Below are 16,975 nucleotides of genomic sequence, written 5' to 3' on the forward strand. Positions count from 1 at the left end.
CATCGGGGGAGCGGAAACCGACACGGTGTTCGAGTGTTCGCCTGCGGCGCACGGACCGGACATCTCCCGGTCACCCGACGCGGCCCGCTCACGCGACTCAGCCGACATCGGGCCCACGTCCCCGACCTATGCGGCTGTACAGGAACGGCGCGCCGAACACCGCCGCCACCAGACAGACCAGCGTAAGCGCGTAGAACCACACCGGCGGCAGCGGCGGTGAGTCGCCGGCTTCCACTGATCCGGCGCTTACCGGCCCTCCGGCATTGCCGGACTTGTCGCCGCTGGCCACGACTTCGCCGGTGCCCTGGTCGGGAGTGCCGCCGGCGCCGTCCGAGCCCTGTCCGCCGGGGTTGTTCGCCCCGGGCGTGGTTTCACCGGGCTTGGGCGTGTTGCCGGTGCCGTTGCCATTGCCGTTGTTGTTCTGGTTGTTCGTGCTGCCCGGGACGCTTTGTTGTTGCTGCTGCTGTTGTTGCTGCTTTTGCTCCGGCGGTACCCAGGCCGGATCGAAAGTCGGGTTCGGGCACGCGTCGAACTCGGTCTTGGTCGGCTTGTTCAGGTCGGCCGGCAATGCACCGGGGTCCGGTGCACCCGGGATCGACTTGATCGCGTCGTAGCCGAAGCTCACCAGCTTGGGCGGCAGCGGCGAATAGCCCAATCGCGGCGCCTGTTGCTGGCCGGCGCACAGGAAGTACTTGATGAACTTGCCGAGCGTCTCGCCTTTGGCTTCGTCGAAGCCGAACTGCTTCGCCGCCGGCACGATCATGTAGCTGTAGCTGGAGATCGGGTAGGCGCGCCGATCCGGGTTGGTGTAGACCTCGTCCAGGATCTGCGTGCTGTCCGGGTTCAGCCGGGCCTTGGTGAGCGCGACCGCGACCGCGTCCGAGGTGGGTTGGGTGTACACGCCGCCGGCGTTCTTGACCGAGGCCACCGGGAATTGGCGCTGGATGGCGTAGGCAGTCTCGACGTAGGTGATCGCGCCCTCGCCGTAGCCGGCCGCGACGTAGTTGGCCACACCCTCGGAACCGGCCTGTGCCTTGGTCGCGCCCTTGACCGGGAACTCCGAGGTCATCCCGCCGGGGAAGAACGGTCGCCAGATGTCGTTGACCTGGTTGGTCAAGAACGCGGTGAACTGCGCGCTGGTACCGGAGCCGTCCGAGCGCACGACCGGGGTGATCGGGGTGGCGGGCAGCGACAGGGCCGGGTTGTCGTCCTTGATCGCCTTGTCGTTCCACACCTTGATCTGGTTGGTGAAGATCCCGGCAATGGTGCGCGGTGACAGCTGGAGATTGCGAACCTGCTGGCCGCGGATCTTCAGGTTGTACATGAACGACGTACCGCCGGCGACGATCGGCAGGTACTTGAACTTGGTGTTCGAGTTCGCCAGGACCGCGAGTTCGTTGGTCGATTGGCCGGTGCGGTCGACGTAGTTGCCCTGGAAGGGGATCTCCGAAACCGCGAAGTCGACCAGGTGGTTCGTGAAGTCGGTGCGCCCGGCGGTGGATCCGTTCGGGGTGTAGTCGACCGAGAGTCCGCGAGCGGCGACGTCGGCCGCCCATTGCATGGTCGCAGGCGAACTCCAGGTCGATCCGCTGCCGTGAATCGCGGTGGCGGCCGAGGCGGTGCCGGTGGGCACGGTGAGCAGTGGGACGGTGAGCAGGGAGGCGATCGCCAGTCGTAGCAAAAGCGCGGGGCGGCGCTTGATCCTGGTCATGAAGTGGGCTCCGGGGTGAGGGACTTGGCGACAGCGGTGGCGCGCCGCCGCTTGCGACGACCGGACTCGCCGGGGGCGCGCCCGCCGATCAGGCGCGCGAGGGAGAACAGCACGAGGACGATGAGCAGCAGGGTCACGCCGGCGCCCCACGCAAGGGAGTTGAGCTCGTCGCTGGGCGACTTGTAGTTGACCCAGATGAAGTACGGCAGCGAGGTCTGCACACCGCTGAACGGGTTCCAGTTCATCCCCGCACCGCCGCCCGCGACCAGCAGTACGGGTGCGGTCTCGCCGACCACGCGGGCGCAGCCGAGGATGACGGCGGTGACCAGGCCGCTGCGGGCCGTGGGCAGTACGACGTTCCACAGGGTGCGGAACTCCCCCGCACCCAGCGCCAACGAGGCCTCGCGCAGGCCGTTGGGCACCAGTCGCAGTACCACCTCGGTGGCGCGCGTGACCACCGGCATCATCTCCACCGACAGTGCCAGGCCCGCGGCCAGGCCGCAGAAGCCCTGGCCGAGCGAGATGACGAAGAAGGCGTAGACGAACAGGCCGGCGACCACCGAGGGGATCGCGGTCATCGCCTCGACCACCACCCGCACCACGACGGCGAATCGGCCGCCGACCTCGTTCATGTAGATCGCGGCGATCACCCCGAGCGGGACGCTCAGCACGATCGCGATGCCCATCTGTTCGAACGTGCCGACGATGGCGTGTGCGGCGCCGACCGCGACCCCGTCCGCGCTCAGTGCGCTGAAGTGCCGCTGGGTCGCGGTGAAGAAGTCGGTGTGCAGGATGCGGCCGAAGCCCTTGACGAAGACGTAGCCGATCACGGTCGCGACCGTGCCGACCATCAGGGCCGCACCGCTGGAGATCACCGCGCCGGCGACCCGGTCGCTCGCGGCGACGCGGTCCAGGCGCATGCGGGTGGCGATCGCGTACAGGAGCAGGAAGCTCGCGTAGGCGGTGATCAGGTAGCCCTGCCAGCCGGTGACCGGCAGGATCCGCCCGTACAGCACCCACGCGAAGCTCGCGCCGGCGACCGCGGCGCCGAGCGCGACGCCGATGTCTTCCGGGGCCACGCGGCGCAGCACCACGCGGGCTTCCTCCGGTGGTCGCGGCGCGGGCGCGGGCGGCGGCGCGTCGGGCCCGGGCCGAACGATCGGCTCGGTGACGGTCATCGTCGTGGATCCCCTCGATGGTGGGTCTGGTTGAGCTGGGGCCGCTGGGTGTTCAGATCTCGGTGGACTTGCCGCTGCGCGAGCGGGCGACCAGGACGCCGGCGACGGTGTTGACGGCGAGGGTGAGGACGAACAGCGCGAGGCCGGCGGCCATCAGCGCGGAGATCGACTCGGTGTCGGCCTCGCCGTACTTCAGGACGATCAACGAGGAGATCGTCGAGCCCTGACCGTCGAGGATGCGGAACGAGAAGTCGGTGTTGAACGAGATGATCATCGCGACGGCAATGGTCTCGCCGAGGGCTCGGCCCAGGCCGAGCATGATGCCGCCGATCATGCCGCCGCGACCGAACGGCAGGACCACCGCGCGGATCACTCCCCAGCGGGTGGCGCCGAGCGCGAGCGCGCCCTCCTTCTCCCCCGCGGGCGCCTGGCCGAACACCTCGCGACTGACCGAGCAGCAGATCGGGATGACCATGGTGGACACCACGACGCCCGAGATGAACAGCGAGGAACTGAACTGGCTGTCCACGAACCGAGCTTTCACGTCGATCGTGCGGATCTCGAAGATCGGCAGGAAGTCCAGGTTGGTGGCCAACCACCGGCTGACCGGGATCAGTTGGGGCTGCAGGACGAAGAAGCCGAAGATGCCGTAGATGATGCTCGGCACCGCCGCCATCAGGTCCACGGTCGAGGTGAGCACGCCGCGCAGGCGCCGGGGCGCGAACTCGGTGATGTACAGGGCCGCGGTGAGCGCGATCGGTACGGCGACGACGAGCGCGACGATGGCCACCAGCACCGTGCCGGTGAGCAGGCCGCGGACACCGAACTTGCCGCTCTTGGGCTCCCACGCGTCCTCGCTCAGGAATGCCCAGCCGGCCCGATCGAGCGCGCCGCTGCCCTGGTAGAGCAGGTAGCCGCCGATCGCGGCGAGCAGGCCCAGGACCAGGATCGCGACGCCGCGCGTGGTCCAGCGGAACACGTGGTCGGCCCTGGTCCGGCGTACCACGATCCGCCGGGGCCGATCGATGAGCTCCGGCGATTCGGCGGCGAACACGGGCGGATGTGCCATGACTGTCGGCTCCTGGAAGCGGGTGGCGAACCGACCTGACCGTTCGTCATGTCGCCCGGCGATCAAGCCGGATGCCCCTCGCCTGGAGACAACCAGAACGCAGCCCTCCGGCAACTGTCCGCAACGGAAACAACCGGTGCCGAGGGTGTACGACAGACGTCCTAACCGTGCCGGGCAGGTGCCGGAGTATCCGGTTTCCGTTACAGGCGCGATCCGTTCGCGTCCGCGCCTCGTGCGGCCCGGTGCCGTTTCCCTGCCGGACATCCCACGACGATCAAGCCGCCGGCAGCGTTGTCGGCGTCGGCCACTGCGGTCGACGGCCACAGCAAATGCCAAGAGAGAGTTGAGACTTCGAATGTCCAGCGTCTTCAGCATGCGCAAGACCGCCACCGTACTGGGCACCGTCGGTGCCGCCATGGCCCTCGTCGTCGGCGCCAACGCCTCGGCGAACGCCGCCACCTACGTCAACGCCGGTTCGGACACGCTGCAGAACGTCACCTCGACACTCACCACCGAGTACGCAAACGTCGATCCCGGCGGCAACAACTGGGTGACGGTGAACGCCGGCGTCGCCGCCGGTGGTGTCAACACCGGCAAGGCCGAGTGCAACACCCAGTACGGCACGGGCGCCAACCCGTGGCCGAACGGCTCGGGCGCCGGCATCAACGCGCTGCTGGCCCAGCGCTCCGGCGCCAACGCCAAGTGCCTCAGCTTCGCCCGGTCCTCGCGCGGCCCGAAGGCCGGCACCGCCGAGACCACGCTGAACTTCGTCCGGGTCGCCGGCGACGCGGTCACCTGGGCCACCAAGAAGGCCGGTGCGCCGACCAACCTGACCCAGGCTCAGCTCCAGGGCGTCTACAAGTGCACGATCAACGACTGGAGCCAGATCGACCCGACCCTGAGCGGCGCGATCCAGAAGCACGTGCCGCAGGCCGGCTCCGGTACCCGCCAGGAGTTCATCGACAAGGTGCTCGGCTTCGACCCGACCGCAGCCTCCAACGGCGCGTGCGCCGCCACGGTCATCCAGACCGCGCAGGAGAACCGCGGCGACGCGCCGCAGATCACCTCGCTCGACGCGATCATCCCCTTCTCGCAGGCCGCGTACGGTGAGCAGACCAACCCCGCGACGGGCGTGACGAACCACACCAACGGCTTCGTCCTCGGCCAGATCGACGGCAAGGCGCCCAACACGGCGGGCTTCGTCGGCAACCGCTCGGTCTACTACGTCTACGACCCGCTGAACGGCCAGAACAACTCGGACGTCATCGGCTTCATCAACTGGGCCGCCAACTCGGCGCAGCGTCCGATCTGGGCCGCGTACGGCTTCGCCGTCTGACCACGACGAACCGACACCGCCTGACATGACCTGATCGTCACGGGCCGTTCCGGATCGGGGGATCCGGGACGGCCCGTCCCACTGTGAAGGGCTTGTACATGTCGAAGCGTTCAAGTACCCGCAAGAGCGCCACCGTACTGGGCATCGTCGGTACCGCCATGGCCCTCGTCGTCGGCGCCAACGCCTCGGCGAACGCCGCCACCTACGTCAACGCCGGTTCGGACACGCTGCAGAACGTCACCTCGGCGCTCACCAACGAGTACGCGGCGAACGTCGATCCCGGCGGCAACAACTGGGTGACGGTCAACTCTGACGTCAGCCAAGGTGGTGTCAACACCGGAAAGGCGGCTTGCGACACTAATTACGGCACCAATGGCAGACGTCCTTCATGGCCGGGTAGCCATGCTTCCGGTATACGGGATTTGCTCAATCAGCGCGGGAAGCTTCTGGAGAACTGTCTCAGTTTCGTCCGCGTGGCGCGCTCCCCGAGGAACCTCAGCGAGGAAACCGCGCTGACGTGGGTTCGGGTAGCTGCGGACTCGGTCACTTGGGCCACCAAAAAGCCCGGCATTCCAACCGATCTGACGCAACGGCAGCTTCAAGACATCTTCAAGTGTGTGATTACGGATTGGAGCCAGATCCCGGGAAGCACCGCATCCGGGCCGATCCAGAAGTATCTGCCGTCCGGCTACTACTCCGATGTCCGCGCAGTCTTCACCGAGAAGGTGCTCGGCTTCGATCCGACCGCAGCCGCGAACGGCTCCTGCTCCACGACGATCGTCGGGATTCCGACGGAAAACCAAGGTACGCAGGCCACCTCTACCAACGCAATCATGCCGTACTCGAAAGCCGCGTACAGCGCACAGACGAACCCGGCGTCCGGCGTCCTGAACCGAACCGATGGTTTCATTCTGGGCAATATCGATGGCAAGGCTCCCGGTGAAGGCGACACCAGCCCCAACTCCTTCCCGGGAAACAACAGCGTGTACTTCGTCTATGACCCGTTGTACGACGCGACCGCCAGGGAAACGATCGCGTTCATCGACTGGGCCGCGAACCCGGCGCAGCGCCCCATCTGGGCCGCGTACGGCTTCAGGCCCTGATCGGTGTCGAGTCGACTCTCATGAGTTCACCACTCCCACGCTTCGACACGCCGTCGAATCCTTGTTCACCCTCGCGTAGCGGATCGCTCACCCATCCGCCATTGCGAGCCCCTGACGTTTCCCCCGCGGATGCCCAACGGGTCGCCGCGTGCTGTTTTGCTCGAACCCACTGACCCCGGAAGGGCATTTCATGAAGCTCCGTCGTCTGCTCGCGCTCACGGTCGCGGTTCCGGCCGCACTGGCGATCGCCGCCGTACCGGCCACCGCTACGGGCACCGACTCCACCCCGTCCGCGCCGGCCGCCCAGGGCACCATCAAGGTGAGCCCGCTGTACGGCCCGGCCGACGCCACCGGCAAGGCGACCGTCCGCGCGAGCGTTCCGTGTGGCCCCGACGCGACCGCGTTCCGATTCGTCGTGCGTTCGCCGGGCGCCAACGAGCGGGTGTTCGGCGGCTCGTTCCTGGGTACGCCGCTGCCCGCCGACAAGGTCGCGGACACCTCGATCGTCGCGCAGCGCGCGCTGTTCCCGGTCGGCTCCGCAGCGCAGGAAGGCGTGGCACACAAGCTGGTCGCGCAGTGCTACACGACCGACGCCAAGGGCGTACTGACCATCACCGAGCCGGCGTCCGTCGACCTGCGCGTCAACAACGGTGTGTGGACCTCGCTTTCGCCCGAGGCCCGTGCGCTGCCGACCAAGATCGGCGCGCTGCGCTTCGGTCTGGTCCTGTTCCGCGGCTTCGCGCCCGGTGAACACGTGGACGGTGCCGTGGTCGCCGCCGACGGCACCAGCACCCCGGTCTCGCTCCAGCCGCAGATCGCACCCGACGGCACCTGGGGCGGCGCGCTGCTGACCCTCCCGGCCACCGTCGCCGACGGTTCCTACTCGCTCGTGCTCTCCGGCACGAACTCGCACGCGACCTCCTCGGTCGCGATCGCCCTCGACTCGTCCCGCCTGTGGTGGTGACGCGGCGTCGGTGACAACGCCTTGGGCCGCCGGGATTCGTCCCGGTGGCCCACTTGCGATGCGTCCCCGTTTCCTTTCTTCTCAACGGAGTTGACCAGATGAGCCTAAGACTCGCGCGCGTGGTGGCATCGTGCGGAGCCGGGCTGCTCGTACTGTCGGCCATGCCGACGCTCGCGGCGGCGGCCGATTCCGGCTCCCCGACACCGACGATCATCGTCGCTCCGGGGACCGGCAAGATCGACACCAAGGTGACCATGAAGGCGACGGTGCCTTGCGCGGCACCGGCCACCAACTTCCGCTGGACCGTTTCCGGCGGCACGCTGACTACACCACGCCTCATCGGCGGCGTGACCGGTGACCCGCTCCCCGCAGACCGGATCCCCAACCGCAGTGCGGCAATCCGGTTGTTCCTGGCTGGGACCGACCTCACGGGGACCTTCAAGATGACCGCCGAGTGCGTCAACGACGCCGGCGACCTGTTGAGTCAGGCGGCGTCCGTCGACATCACGACAGCCGATGGCGCAGACGGCAAAACGTGGAGTGTGCCCGTCCCCGCCACCTCGGCTCCGCCGACCTCCGCACCTCCCACGTCCGCCCCGCCCACCGGCGGGGACGAGATCCTCACCATCGACCCGGCCACGGGGGGGATCGGGCAGAAGGCAGCGATCACATCCGCGAAAGCTTGCCCTGCGGGAGCGACCAAGGCCCGGTTCCTGGCGACCGCTCCGGGCGGGGGAGGCGACATCGCAATCAGCGGGTTCTTCCCGGTGGCGCTGCCTGCCGACCGAAAGCCGGCGCTCCAGCCGATGGTGCTCCTCTCCGGGGGTGGCGGCCCTGGCTACTACCGCATCAGGGTTCAGTGCCTGGATGATGCTTCCACGGTTCTGACGAACGACCTCGCCCATGCGGATGTGCAGCTGACCGGCACCACTTGGAAAGTTGTCACCACCGTTGTCCCAAGCGTGGGTTTCAACGACGAGGTCAAGATCCCGGACGCGACCGGCGTCTTGGTGAACTACGACCTGACTTTGACGAACTTTCCTCCGAGCACGCCTTTCACGGCGGTGATCACCAAGAAAGACGACACCACCTTCTCAGCGGTCGAGCTGCGCAAGGACAAGACGGACGACAGGGGCCTGTACTCCGCCACCCATGAAATCTTTCCCCGCGACGCTGCGCCGTGGACTGACGGCAACTATGTCCTGACGATCACGACCTCCGCGACCGGCCCCAAGGTGGAACGCCCCTTCAAGGTCACCCTCGTGCACGCCGGGGCAACGAACGGTTCAACCGCAGGCACCACCACCGGTACCACCACAGGCACCACGACCGGCACCACCGCCGGTACGACCAGTGGCACCACCGCCGGGACGACCGCAGGCACGACCACCGGGACCACCACGGGCACCACCACCGGTGACACCACCGGCACGACGACCGGGACGACCGCCGGGACCACGACGGGCACCACCTCCGGAACGACCACAGGCACCACGACCGGCACCTCCTCCGGCGCCTCCGCCGGAAGCGGCAACGGTGGCGGTGGTGGCGGGCTCGCGCACACCGGGGCCCTGTTGGACCCGCGGCTGCTCGGGTCGGCCGGTGGGGCGCTCCTGCTGGTCGGTGGCGTCATGTGGTACCGCTCGCGGGGCAACCGCAGTGCGTTGCTGGCCGGCAGCGGCTCGTTCGGCACGGATAACGACGACACCCCCGCAACCGCCTGACGAGAGACCGCAGGGTCCGCTGGATTTGCACAGCTCCTGCGGGACACACCGAACGGCCGCCCGCTGTGTAAGTACCGGCACTTGGGCGGTGGGGTGAGAGAGGGGCTCTGTCGCAGCGCACGGGCTGCGACAGAGCCCTTCCGGCATTCGTGCTCAGGCGTCCGTGCCCGGGCGTCGTCGCCCGGGCGTCGTCCGCCGGGCACCCTCGGCGGATCGGCTCAGCCGAGTTGGGAGCCCACCTCCGACGCGATCAGTTCCAGGTGGTCGAGGTCGTGCAGGTCCAGGATCTGGAAGTAGATCCGGGTCGAGCCGATCTCGGCGAACCGGGCGATCTTGTCGACCACTTCGGCGGGTGAGCCGGCGAGGCCGTTCTCCTTGAGCTCGTCGACCTCGCGGCCGATCACGGCGGCGCGGCGGGCCACCTCGGCGTCGTCCCGGCCCACGCAGGCCACCAGCGCGTTGGAGAAGACCAGGTCCTCCGCCTTGCGGCCGTGCTCGACCAGGGCCTCGCGGACCCGGCCGAACTGCTGCGCGACGATTTCGACCGACCCGAAGGGGACGTTGAACTCGTCCGCGAAGCGGGCCGCCAGCGCGGGTGTGCGCTTGGCGCCGAAGCCGCCGATCAGGATCGGCGGGTGGGGGTGCTGCGCGGGCTTGGGCAGCGCGGGCGAGTCGGCCAGCGAGTAGTGCCGCCCGTCGTAGCGGAAGGTGGCGCCGACCGGGGTGTCCCAGAGCCCGGTCAGAATCTCCAGCTGCTCCTCCAGACGGCCGAACTTCTCGCGCGGGAACGGAATCCCATAGGCGTTGTGCTCCTCCTCGAACCACCCCGCGCCGATGCCCAGTTCGACCCGGCCGCCGGACATCGCGTCGACCTGCGCGACCTGGATGGCCAGCACGCCCGGCAGGCGGAACGTCGCCGCGGTCATCAGCGTGCCCAGTCGGATGCGCTTGGTCTCCCGGGCCAATCCGGCCAGGGTGATCCACGCGTCGGTGGGGCCGGGCAAGCCGTCCCCACTCATGTGCAGGTAGTGGTCCGAGCGGAAGAAGGCGTCGAAACCCAGCTCTTCGGTGGCCCTGGCCACGGTAAGAAGCGTGTCGTAGGTCGCGCCCTGCTGAGGTTCGGTGAAGATACGAAGTTCCATGCGCCCATCCTCTCGCGAGGATGCCCATCGCCCGGGAACCGATGCGCCGGAGCCGGCGGAACCCGGTCATGCGAGCCGCGCCGGGAAGGGCACCACGTGCGCCGAACCGCGGCGTCGGCGCGGGGGGATCGCCGGTTGGTGCCGATGTGGTCGACCCGACCAGGTGGCCGTCTCCTCGGCCGCGCGCAGCCGGACCAGGTTGCGGAAGACGATCGCCCACGCCGCCGCGCAGGCCCGCCGGTCGGCGGGCTCCAGCCGAGCCCAGTCTCCGCAGGGGTTGCCGGCCGTCCCCTGCCGGGCCAGCAGGGTCAGCACCCTGGCCACGCGCCCGAGCACCCGGGCGGCGCCCGCGATCGGCACGGCGGCCGGATCGCCGCCGGGCAGCGGCACCACGGTGTCGGCGCAGGGGCCGACGATCCGACCGACGATCTCCCGCGCGTCCCCGAGTTCGTCGGCGATCCGGCACAGGCAGCCGCCCCGGTCCGGCTTGCCGCTCCACGCGTGCACCACCTCCTGAACGGTGTGCAGCGCGAGGGCGACGGCGGCCAGCGCGCGTGGCGTGGAATCGACGGTGGCCAGTTCGTCGTCCAACTCGGCGAAGGTCTGAACGGTGTGCATGATGATCGCTCCCTCGTGCGGTGCTTGTCCGGCTCGCCCGGAGTTCGTCCGGTGTGTTCACGACGTCTCCAGGTTGCGCCCGAGGAGCGGACGAATCTCCCGCCGTCGAACAATCTGTGGACAACCAAGCGGATTTCGAAGCGGTTTCACTCTTCGGAGTGACGCACTCCCGGGGTTGTCCACAGGGCATCCGCACGCAGGGTGACCATCGTGCCAACCTTGTCGTTTCCCGGAGGGGCGGCTCGATCGTTGCCGACCGACAGCCGCTTTCCCGCCGGCCCCGACGCCCGGGTCCACCGGCGATCACGCACACATCAGGGGGTGATGGCATGTCCCGCACCGACGACCGCGGTGCGACCGGCTACGCGGTCGACATCGGCGAACTGCACGGCCTGGTCCATCGGTTGCACAACATCGGCGCCGACTACCTGGCGCCGGGGTGCTTCGCCGAGCCGGCCCGGGTCGCGGCCGATACGGCGCTGGCCCCCGACGCGTTGGGCTCGCTGCCCGGGGGCGCCGAGTTGACCGACCGACATCGGCGCGCCGCCGCCCGAATGGTCGAACTGCTGGCCGAAGTGCGCGCCGAGTTGGCCGGCACGCGCGCCGAACTCGGCCGCACCGCCCAGCGGTTCACCGACACCGAGACCGAAGTGGGCACACTGCTGCGGGCGGTGGGCACACGATGAGCACGTGCGACACCACCGATACATACACCGCGATCCACGCGGCCCGCCCCGGCGAGGTCGGCGCGGCGGCCGACGGCTGGCGCCTGGCCGCGACCCGGTTGGCCGAGTTGCGGGACCAACTCGCCGAAACCGCCCGGCTCGGCGCGCAGTCCTGGATCGGCGGCGGGGCCGAGCGCTTCACCGCGCGCTGTCACGCGCTCGCCGAGACCGCCGATCGACTCGCCGCCCAGGGCACCGCGCTGCACCGACACCTCACCGAGGCGACACACGCCCTCACCCGGGCCCAGGAGAGCGCCACCGACCGAACAACCGCCCAGGCCGCCGCCACTCGACTGGAGGACGTGTTCCGCGACCTCGGCGAGCGCCTGTCGATCCTCCCCGAGCCGGCATGCGCCACGACCCCACCGCCACCGAGTGCGCAGACCACCACGGTCACCACGACCGCCGCCTCCCCCGAATCCGACATCGACACCGACGCGTACACCGCCGGCACAAGCACCGGTGCCGCGGCCGACGTCCCCACCCGCCCCTGCTGCCCAACCACCGACCGGATCCCGTCCGACGCCTCCCCAACCGCGGCAGGTCCCCCGGACCGAGCCACGCCCACCCCCCTCACGCCCCTCGCGACACCACCCGTCCCCCCGACGCCCTCGTGCGCGACGCAGACCCCCCAACCACCCCCCACGCCACCACCACCCGCGGCACCACTGACCACCTGCATGGCCGCCACGACACCGCCGGCGCCGCCCGATCCCCCGACGTTGCCCGCACCGCCCGCCCCACCTCCCGCGATCGCCTGTACGCACCCACCTGCCCCGCCTGTTGTAGGCACCCCGCTCCCCCGCGACCCCCGCCCGGTACACCCCGCCGGAATCGGCCCTCGCCCCCGCCGCGTCGCCCAACCACCCGCATCGCCCGTCGCGCCGGTCACGGGCATCCGGATCGCCCCCGGCCTACGCACCGGCGGCGACCAGCCGGCGGCCACACACGACGCCGCGCACGCCGCCGGCCCCGTACCCGACCTGCTCGGCGGCACCGCCCGGGACGGCACCCCGGCCGCGCCTCCATCACCCACGTGGGTGACCACCCCCACCACCCCCACCACCGGCGGCACCCCCACCACCCGGCACACCCGCCGCCACCCCGACAGCCGCAACACAACCCACCCCACCGAAGCGTGGTGGACCGACCCGGAGGACGCCTGACGAGCCCCAAGCCCAACACGCCGAACACGCCCAACGCCCAAGGCCACATCAACCCCACGACCCCAACACAGAGAACAGAACAGGGCCGCCCCGACCAAGCCGGGACGACCCTGAACCCAAACAGCGCTACTTCGCTACTGCACTACTCCGCGACTTTGCCACCCCGCCGCCCCGCCACTCCGCCACTCCGCCACTTCTCCCACCAAGGCAATGGCCGCGCCCGCCACCTCACCGCCTCGCCACTTCACCGCCGTCCGCGCCCGCCGTCCCGCTTCGCCGCCCGAGGCGCCGGCTCCAGAATCGCCACCGACTCCACGTGATGCGTATTGGGGAACAAATCGAACGACCGCACCGACCTCAACTTGAACCCGACCCCCGCGAAGTACGCGACATCGCGCGCCAACGCCGCCGGGTCGCACGCCACATACGCCACCCGACGCGGGGTCAGCCGGGCGATCCGCTCCACGACCGCCTTGCCCGCCCCCGCCCGCGGCGGGTCCAGGACCACGATGTCGGCCCGGCGCAGGAATCCGGGTCGGCTCAACACCTTCTCCACCGTGCCGGTCTCGAAGCGCGCGCCCGGCACGTCCCGAAGGTTGTGGATCGCGTCCTCGACGGCCTGCTTCGAGCTCTCGATCCCGATAATGGTGTCGCTGTCCGCGAGCCGCTCGGAGATCGCGCCCGCGAACAGCCCGACCCCGCAGTACAGGTCGAGCGCCAGGTCGCCCGGACGCGGCTCCAGGCCCGCGACGACGGCCTGTACCAGCACGTCGGCCGCCGCCGGGTGCACCTGCCAGAAGCCGCCCGCCGAGACCTTCCAGGTCCGTCCCGCGGCGACCTCGCGCACCGCCGGTCGCCCGTGCACCTTGCGTACCCGGCCCTTGTCGTCGGCCCGGAACACCGACACCTCGCGGTTCAGCTCGACGATCGGCATCCGACCGTCGGCGCCCTCGGCCGGCACCACGGTGACCGCGCGATCCAGCGAGCCGGTCGCCGAGACCGCCTCGATCGACGCCACTCCCGGCCACTCGTGCGCCTCGATGCCGAGCTCCTCGACACCGGGCGCCGCGATCGGGCACGCGTCGATCGGCTGGACGGCGTGCGAGCGGTGCTTGCGCAGCCCCGCGCGCCCCGTCGCCGGGTCCACGGTGAACTGCACGCGGGTACGCCAGCCGAGGCCCTCGGGCTGCCCGGGCGGGCTGTCCACGGCCTCGACCTCGATCTGCACGTCGACCTTGCCGAGCCGCAGCAGTTGCTCGGCGACCACGTCGCCCTTGAGCCGGCGCTGCGCCGCGGGCGTCGCGTGTTGCCAGTCGCAACCGCCGCACATCCCGGGTCCGGCCACCGGGCATGCGGGGGTGATCCGATCCGGCGACGCGGTCAGCACCTCGACCACGTCCCCACGCAGGAAGCGCGACGTCGGCCCGCCGTCGGTGATCTCCACGACGGCCCGCTCCCCCGGGAGCCCGTGCCGAACGAAGATGACCCGACCCTCGTGGCGGGCCACGCAGTGCCCACCGTGAGCGACCGGGCCGATCTCGACCTCGTACCGCTCACCCCGCAGGGACTGATCCGACTCGGGGGTGGTCGATCCGACAGGCACGGCACTCCTCATACAGCTCGAAATACAGCTCGAAATACAGCTCGAACGACAACAACGGTGAACGATGTGCGACATCGACGAAATACAACGTCGACATAGGCTCGCGGGCCCACAGCCGGCGACACTCGACGGCGCCACCCGGGGACGACACAAAGACCCAAAGGGGACGACACAAAGAAGCGCCGCACAGACGTGGGCGCCGTCCCAGGGTAGTCCCTACCCGATCAACCCGCGCCCACCATCGCGCCGCACCACGACCACGACCACGGCCACCCGCCGCCCCGACTCACGACTCCCCGCCGCCCCGACCCTCCGAGCGCCCCTCCGAGCGCCCCTCGGAAGACCGACCGTCCGAAGACCGACCGTCCGAAGACCGACCCTTGGAGGACCGACCCTCGGAGGACCGTCCATCCGCAGACCGACCCTCCGAACTCCGCGCCCCCGAGCTCCGCCCCTCCGAAGCAGACCGCCCCTCGGCCCCCCGCTTGCCATCCGCCCCCCGCGGCATCCGCGCCGGCCCCCGCCGCACCGACCCGGGCGCGGCGAACGCCTTCGGCTCCTTCAGCCGTTCCGACGACTCCAGCTGCCACGGCACCGACGTCACCATCACGCCCGGCGTGAACAACAGCCGCCCCTTGAGTCGCAGCGCGCTCTGGTTGTGCAGGATCTGCTCGTACCAGCGCCCGACCACATACTCCGGGATGTACACGTTGACCACGTCACGCGGACTGGACCGACGTACCGACTTCACGTACTCGATCACCGGCCGGGTGATCTCCCGATACGGCGAGTCGAGCACCTTCAGCGGCACCTCTATGCCACGCTCGTCCCACTCCCGCCGCAGCACCTCGGTCTCGGCCGGGTCCACGTTGACGGTGACCGCCTCGACCACGTTGGGCCGCGAATACCGCGCGTACGCCAGCGCCCGCAGGGACGGCTTGTGCAGCTTGGACACCAGCACGATCGCATGCACGCGCGAGGGCAGCTTCGCGTCGTCGATCTCCACCGCCGCGAGCTCCGCGGCGACCCGGTCGTAGTGCCGCCTGATCTGCTTCATCAGCACGAACAGGAAGCCCATCGCGGCTATCGCGATCCACGCGCCCTGCGCGAACTTGGTCACCAGCACGATCACGAGCACCGTGCCGGTCATGAACAGACCGAACGCGTTGATCACCCGGCTGCGCATCATCCGCCGGCGCGCGGCCGGGTCGGTCTCGGTCTTCAGGTGTCGGGTCCAGTGCCGGATCATCCCGGCCTGGCTCATCGTGAAGGACACGAAGACGCCGACCACATACAGCTGGATCAGCTTGGTCGGCTCGGCGTCGAACGCGACGATCAGCACGATCGCGAACGCGGCCAGCATGATGATGCCGTTGCTGAACGCGAGCCGGTCGCCGCGCGTGTGCAACTGGCGCGGCAGGTAGCGATCCTGGGCCAGGATCGAGCCCAGCACCGGGAAGCCGTTGAACGCGGTGTTGGCGGCCAGGATCAGGATCAGTCCGGTGACCGCGAGCACGAGATAGAACAGCGGCGACGCGAAGGTGCCGCCGAAGACCGCGTCGGCGACCTGCGCCACCACGGTCTTCTGCTCGTAGCCGGCCGGCGCGCCCTGGATCTGGCTCGTCGGGTTCTCCGCGAAGCGCACCTTGGTCATGTTCGCCAGCGCCAGCATGCCCATCAGCATGGTCACCGAGATGGTGCCCATCAGGAGCAGCGTGGAGGCCGCGTTCTTGCTCTTGGGCTTGCGGAAGGCCGGTACACCGTTGCTGATCGCCTCGACGCCGGTCAGCGCCGCGCAGCCGGAGGAGAAGGTCCGCAGCAGCAGGAACACCAGCGCGAAGCCGGTGAAGCTGTCCTCGGCCTGGATGTGGAACCCGGCGCTCTCCGCCTCCATGTTCGCCCCGGTGGCGGCCCGGATCATGCCGAACGCGGTCATGCCCAGGATCGCGACCATGAAGGCGTAGGTGGGAACGGCGAAGAGCTTGCCCGACTCGCGGACGCCGCGCAGGTTCATCGCCATCAGCAGCAGCACCAGGCCGACCGCCAACAGCACCTTGTGTCCCTCGAGCGCGGGCACCGCGGAGGCCATGTTGGCCACCCCCGAGGAGACCGATACCGCCACGGTCAGCACGTAGTCGACCAGCAGCGCGCTGCCGACCGTCAAGCCGGCGTTGGGGCCGAGGTTGACGCTCGCGACCTCGTAGTCACCGCCGCCGCTGGGGTAGGCGTGCACGTTCTGGCGGTAGGAGGCGACGACGGTCAGCATGACCACGACGACGGCCAGACCGACCTTCCACGAGAAGTGGTAGGTCGCCATTCCCGCCATGGAAAGGGTGAGCAGGATCTCGTCCGGCGCGTAGGCGACGGAGGACAGTGCGTCGGAGGCGAAAATGGGCAGCGCGATGCGCTTCGGCAGGAGCGTCTCGGACAGCTTGTCGCTGCGCAGGGCTCGGCCGACAAGAATCCGTTTGGACAGATCGGTCAGTCTTGACACGCAGGTGATCGTAAGCCCATCGACTTTCGCCGGGCCGGGGGCATGCCGCAAGGCGCCCACGTGTAACGTCTCGGCGAGGTCTGCCACCCTGGTAACACCACAAACGAGCATCAGACCGGGCACAACGGACCAAATCCGGAAG

The 16,975-nt window shown here is 69.4% G+C and carries 13 protein-coding genes; 6 read left to right on the top strand and 7 right to left on the bottom strand.

The features are described 5' to 3' along the window. Positions 1 to 97: 97 nt before the first annotated feature. The 3 genes from pstS to pstC are packed head-to-tail and all read right to left on the bottom strand — an operon-like array spanning position 98 to position 3,958. Positions 98 to 1,711, bottom strand: coding sequence for a phosphate ABC transporter substrate-binding protein PstS (pstS, locus tag ABIA38_RS28500; RefSeq protein ID WP_424641717.1), 1,614 nt, complete (start codon positions 1,709 to 1,711; stop codon positions 98 to 100). Further along, positions 1,708 to 2,889 (bottom strand): phosphate ABC transporter permease PstA, encoded by a 1,182-nt coding sequence (gene pstA / locus ABIA38_RS28505; RefSeq protein ID WP_424641718.1) that lies wholly within the window; start codon positions 2,887 to 2,889, stop codon positions 1,708 to 1,710. The genes pstS and pstA overlap by 4 nt, the downstream gene beginning before the upstream one ends. Positions 2,890 to 2,941: 52 nt before the next feature. Beyond that, the gene (gene pstC, locus ABIA38_RS28510; RefSeq protein ID WP_424641719.1) at positions 2,942 to 3,958 is read right to left on the bottom strand and encodes a phosphate ABC transporter permease subunit PstC; all 1,017 of its coding nucleotides are present in this window, start codon (positions 3,956 to 3,958) and stop codon (positions 2,942 to 2,944) included. 373 nt (positions 3,959 to 4,331) lie between these two features. Between pstC and ABIA38_RS28515 the strand changes: the two genes are divergently transcribed. The 4 genes from ABIA38_RS28515 to ABIA38_RS28530 all read left to right on the top strand — a co-directional run bounded on the left by ABIA38_RS28515 (position 4,332) and on the right by ABIA38_RS28530 (position 9,085). Beyond that, on the top strand, positions 4,332 to 5,294 hold the full coding sequence (locus tag ABIA38_RS28515; RefSeq protein ID WP_424641720.1) for a PstS family phosphate ABC transporter substrate-binding protein: 963 nt from the start codon (positions 4,332 to 4,334) through the stop codon (positions 5,292 to 5,294). A gap of 98 nt (positions 5,295 to 5,392) precedes the next feature. Next, a complete protein-coding gene (locus tag ABIA38_RS28520; RefSeq protein WP_424641721.1) occupies positions 5,393 to 6,397 on the top strand; it encodes a substrate-binding domain-containing protein in 1,005 nt (334 codons plus the stop codon). A 190-nt stretch (positions 6,398 to 6,587) separates the two neighbouring features. Continuing rightward, positions 6,588 to 7,361 carry a hypothetical protein gene (locus tag ABIA38_RS28525; RefSeq protein WP_424641722.1) on the top strand — a complete coding sequence of 258 codons (774 nt, stop codon included), beginning with the start codon at positions 6,588 to 6,590 and terminating at the stop codon, positions 7,359 to 7,361. 98 nt (positions 7,362 to 7,459) lie between these two features. Continuing rightward, entirely contained in the window at positions 7,460 to 9,085 is a 1,626-nt protein-coding gene (locus tag ABIA38_RS28530; RefSeq protein WP_424641723.1) for a hypothetical protein, read from the top strand. Between the two features lie 218 nt (positions 9,086 to 9,303). On the opposite strand, the gene ABIA38_RS28535 is transcribed toward ABIA38_RS28530, so the two are convergent. Both ABIA38_RS28535 and ABIA38_RS28540 read right to left on the bottom strand, forming a co-directional pair. Then, positions 9,304 to 10,227, bottom strand: a complete 924-nt coding sequence (locus ABIA38_RS28535; RefSeq protein WP_424641724.1) for an LLM class F420-dependent oxidoreductase — start codon at positions 10,225 to 10,227, stop codon at positions 9,304 to 9,306. Positions 10,228 to 10,293: 66 nt separating this feature from the next. Beyond that, on the bottom strand, positions 10,294 to 10,845 hold the full coding sequence (locus tag ABIA38_RS28540) for a hypothetical protein (protein ID WP_424641725.1): 552 nt from the start codon (positions 10,843 to 10,845) through the stop codon (positions 10,294 to 10,296). Between the two features lie 329 nt (positions 10,846 to 11,174). Between ABIA38_RS28540 and ABIA38_RS28545 the strand changes: the two genes are divergently transcribed. Together ABIA38_RS28545 and ABIA38_RS28550 are read left to right on the top strand one after the other, a co-directional pair. Beyond that, positions 11,175 to 11,531: a hypothetical protein gene (locus tag ABIA38_RS28545; protein ID WP_424641726.1), complete on the top strand. Its 357-nt coding sequence runs from the start codon at positions 11,175 to 11,177 to the stop codon at positions 11,529 to 11,531. Next, positions 11,528 to 12,736 carry a WXG100 family type VII secretion target gene (locus ABIA38_RS28550; protein ID WP_424641727.1) on the top strand — a complete coding sequence of 403 codons (1,209 nt, stop codon included), beginning with the start codon at positions 11,528 to 11,530 and terminating at the stop codon, positions 12,734 to 12,736. The genes ABIA38_RS28545 and ABIA38_RS28550 overlap by 4 nt, the downstream gene beginning before the upstream one ends. Positions 12,737 to 12,980: 244 nt before the next feature. Here the strand turns inward: ABIA38_RS28550 and ABIA38_RS28555 are convergent, their stop codons facing one another. Together ABIA38_RS28555 and ABIA38_RS28560 are read right to left on the bottom strand one after the other, a co-directional pair. Next, a complete protein-coding gene (locus ABIA38_RS28555; protein WP_424641728.1) occupies positions 12,981 to 14,339 on the bottom strand; it encodes a class I SAM-dependent RNA methyltransferase in 1,359 nt (452 codons plus the stop codon). A 286-nt stretch (positions 14,340 to 14,625) separates the two neighbouring features. Then, complete coding sequence (locus ABIA38_RS28560; protein WP_424641729.1) at positions 14,626 to 16,833, bottom strand: APC family permease; 2,208 nt, start codon at positions 16,831 to 16,833, stop codon at positions 14,626 to 14,628. Positions 16,834 to 16,975: the final 142 nt, after the last annotated feature.

The organism is Embleya sp. AB8, assembly GCF_049739465.1.
Lineage (GTDB): Bacteria > Actinomycetota > Actinomycetes > Streptomycetales > Streptomycetaceae > Embleya.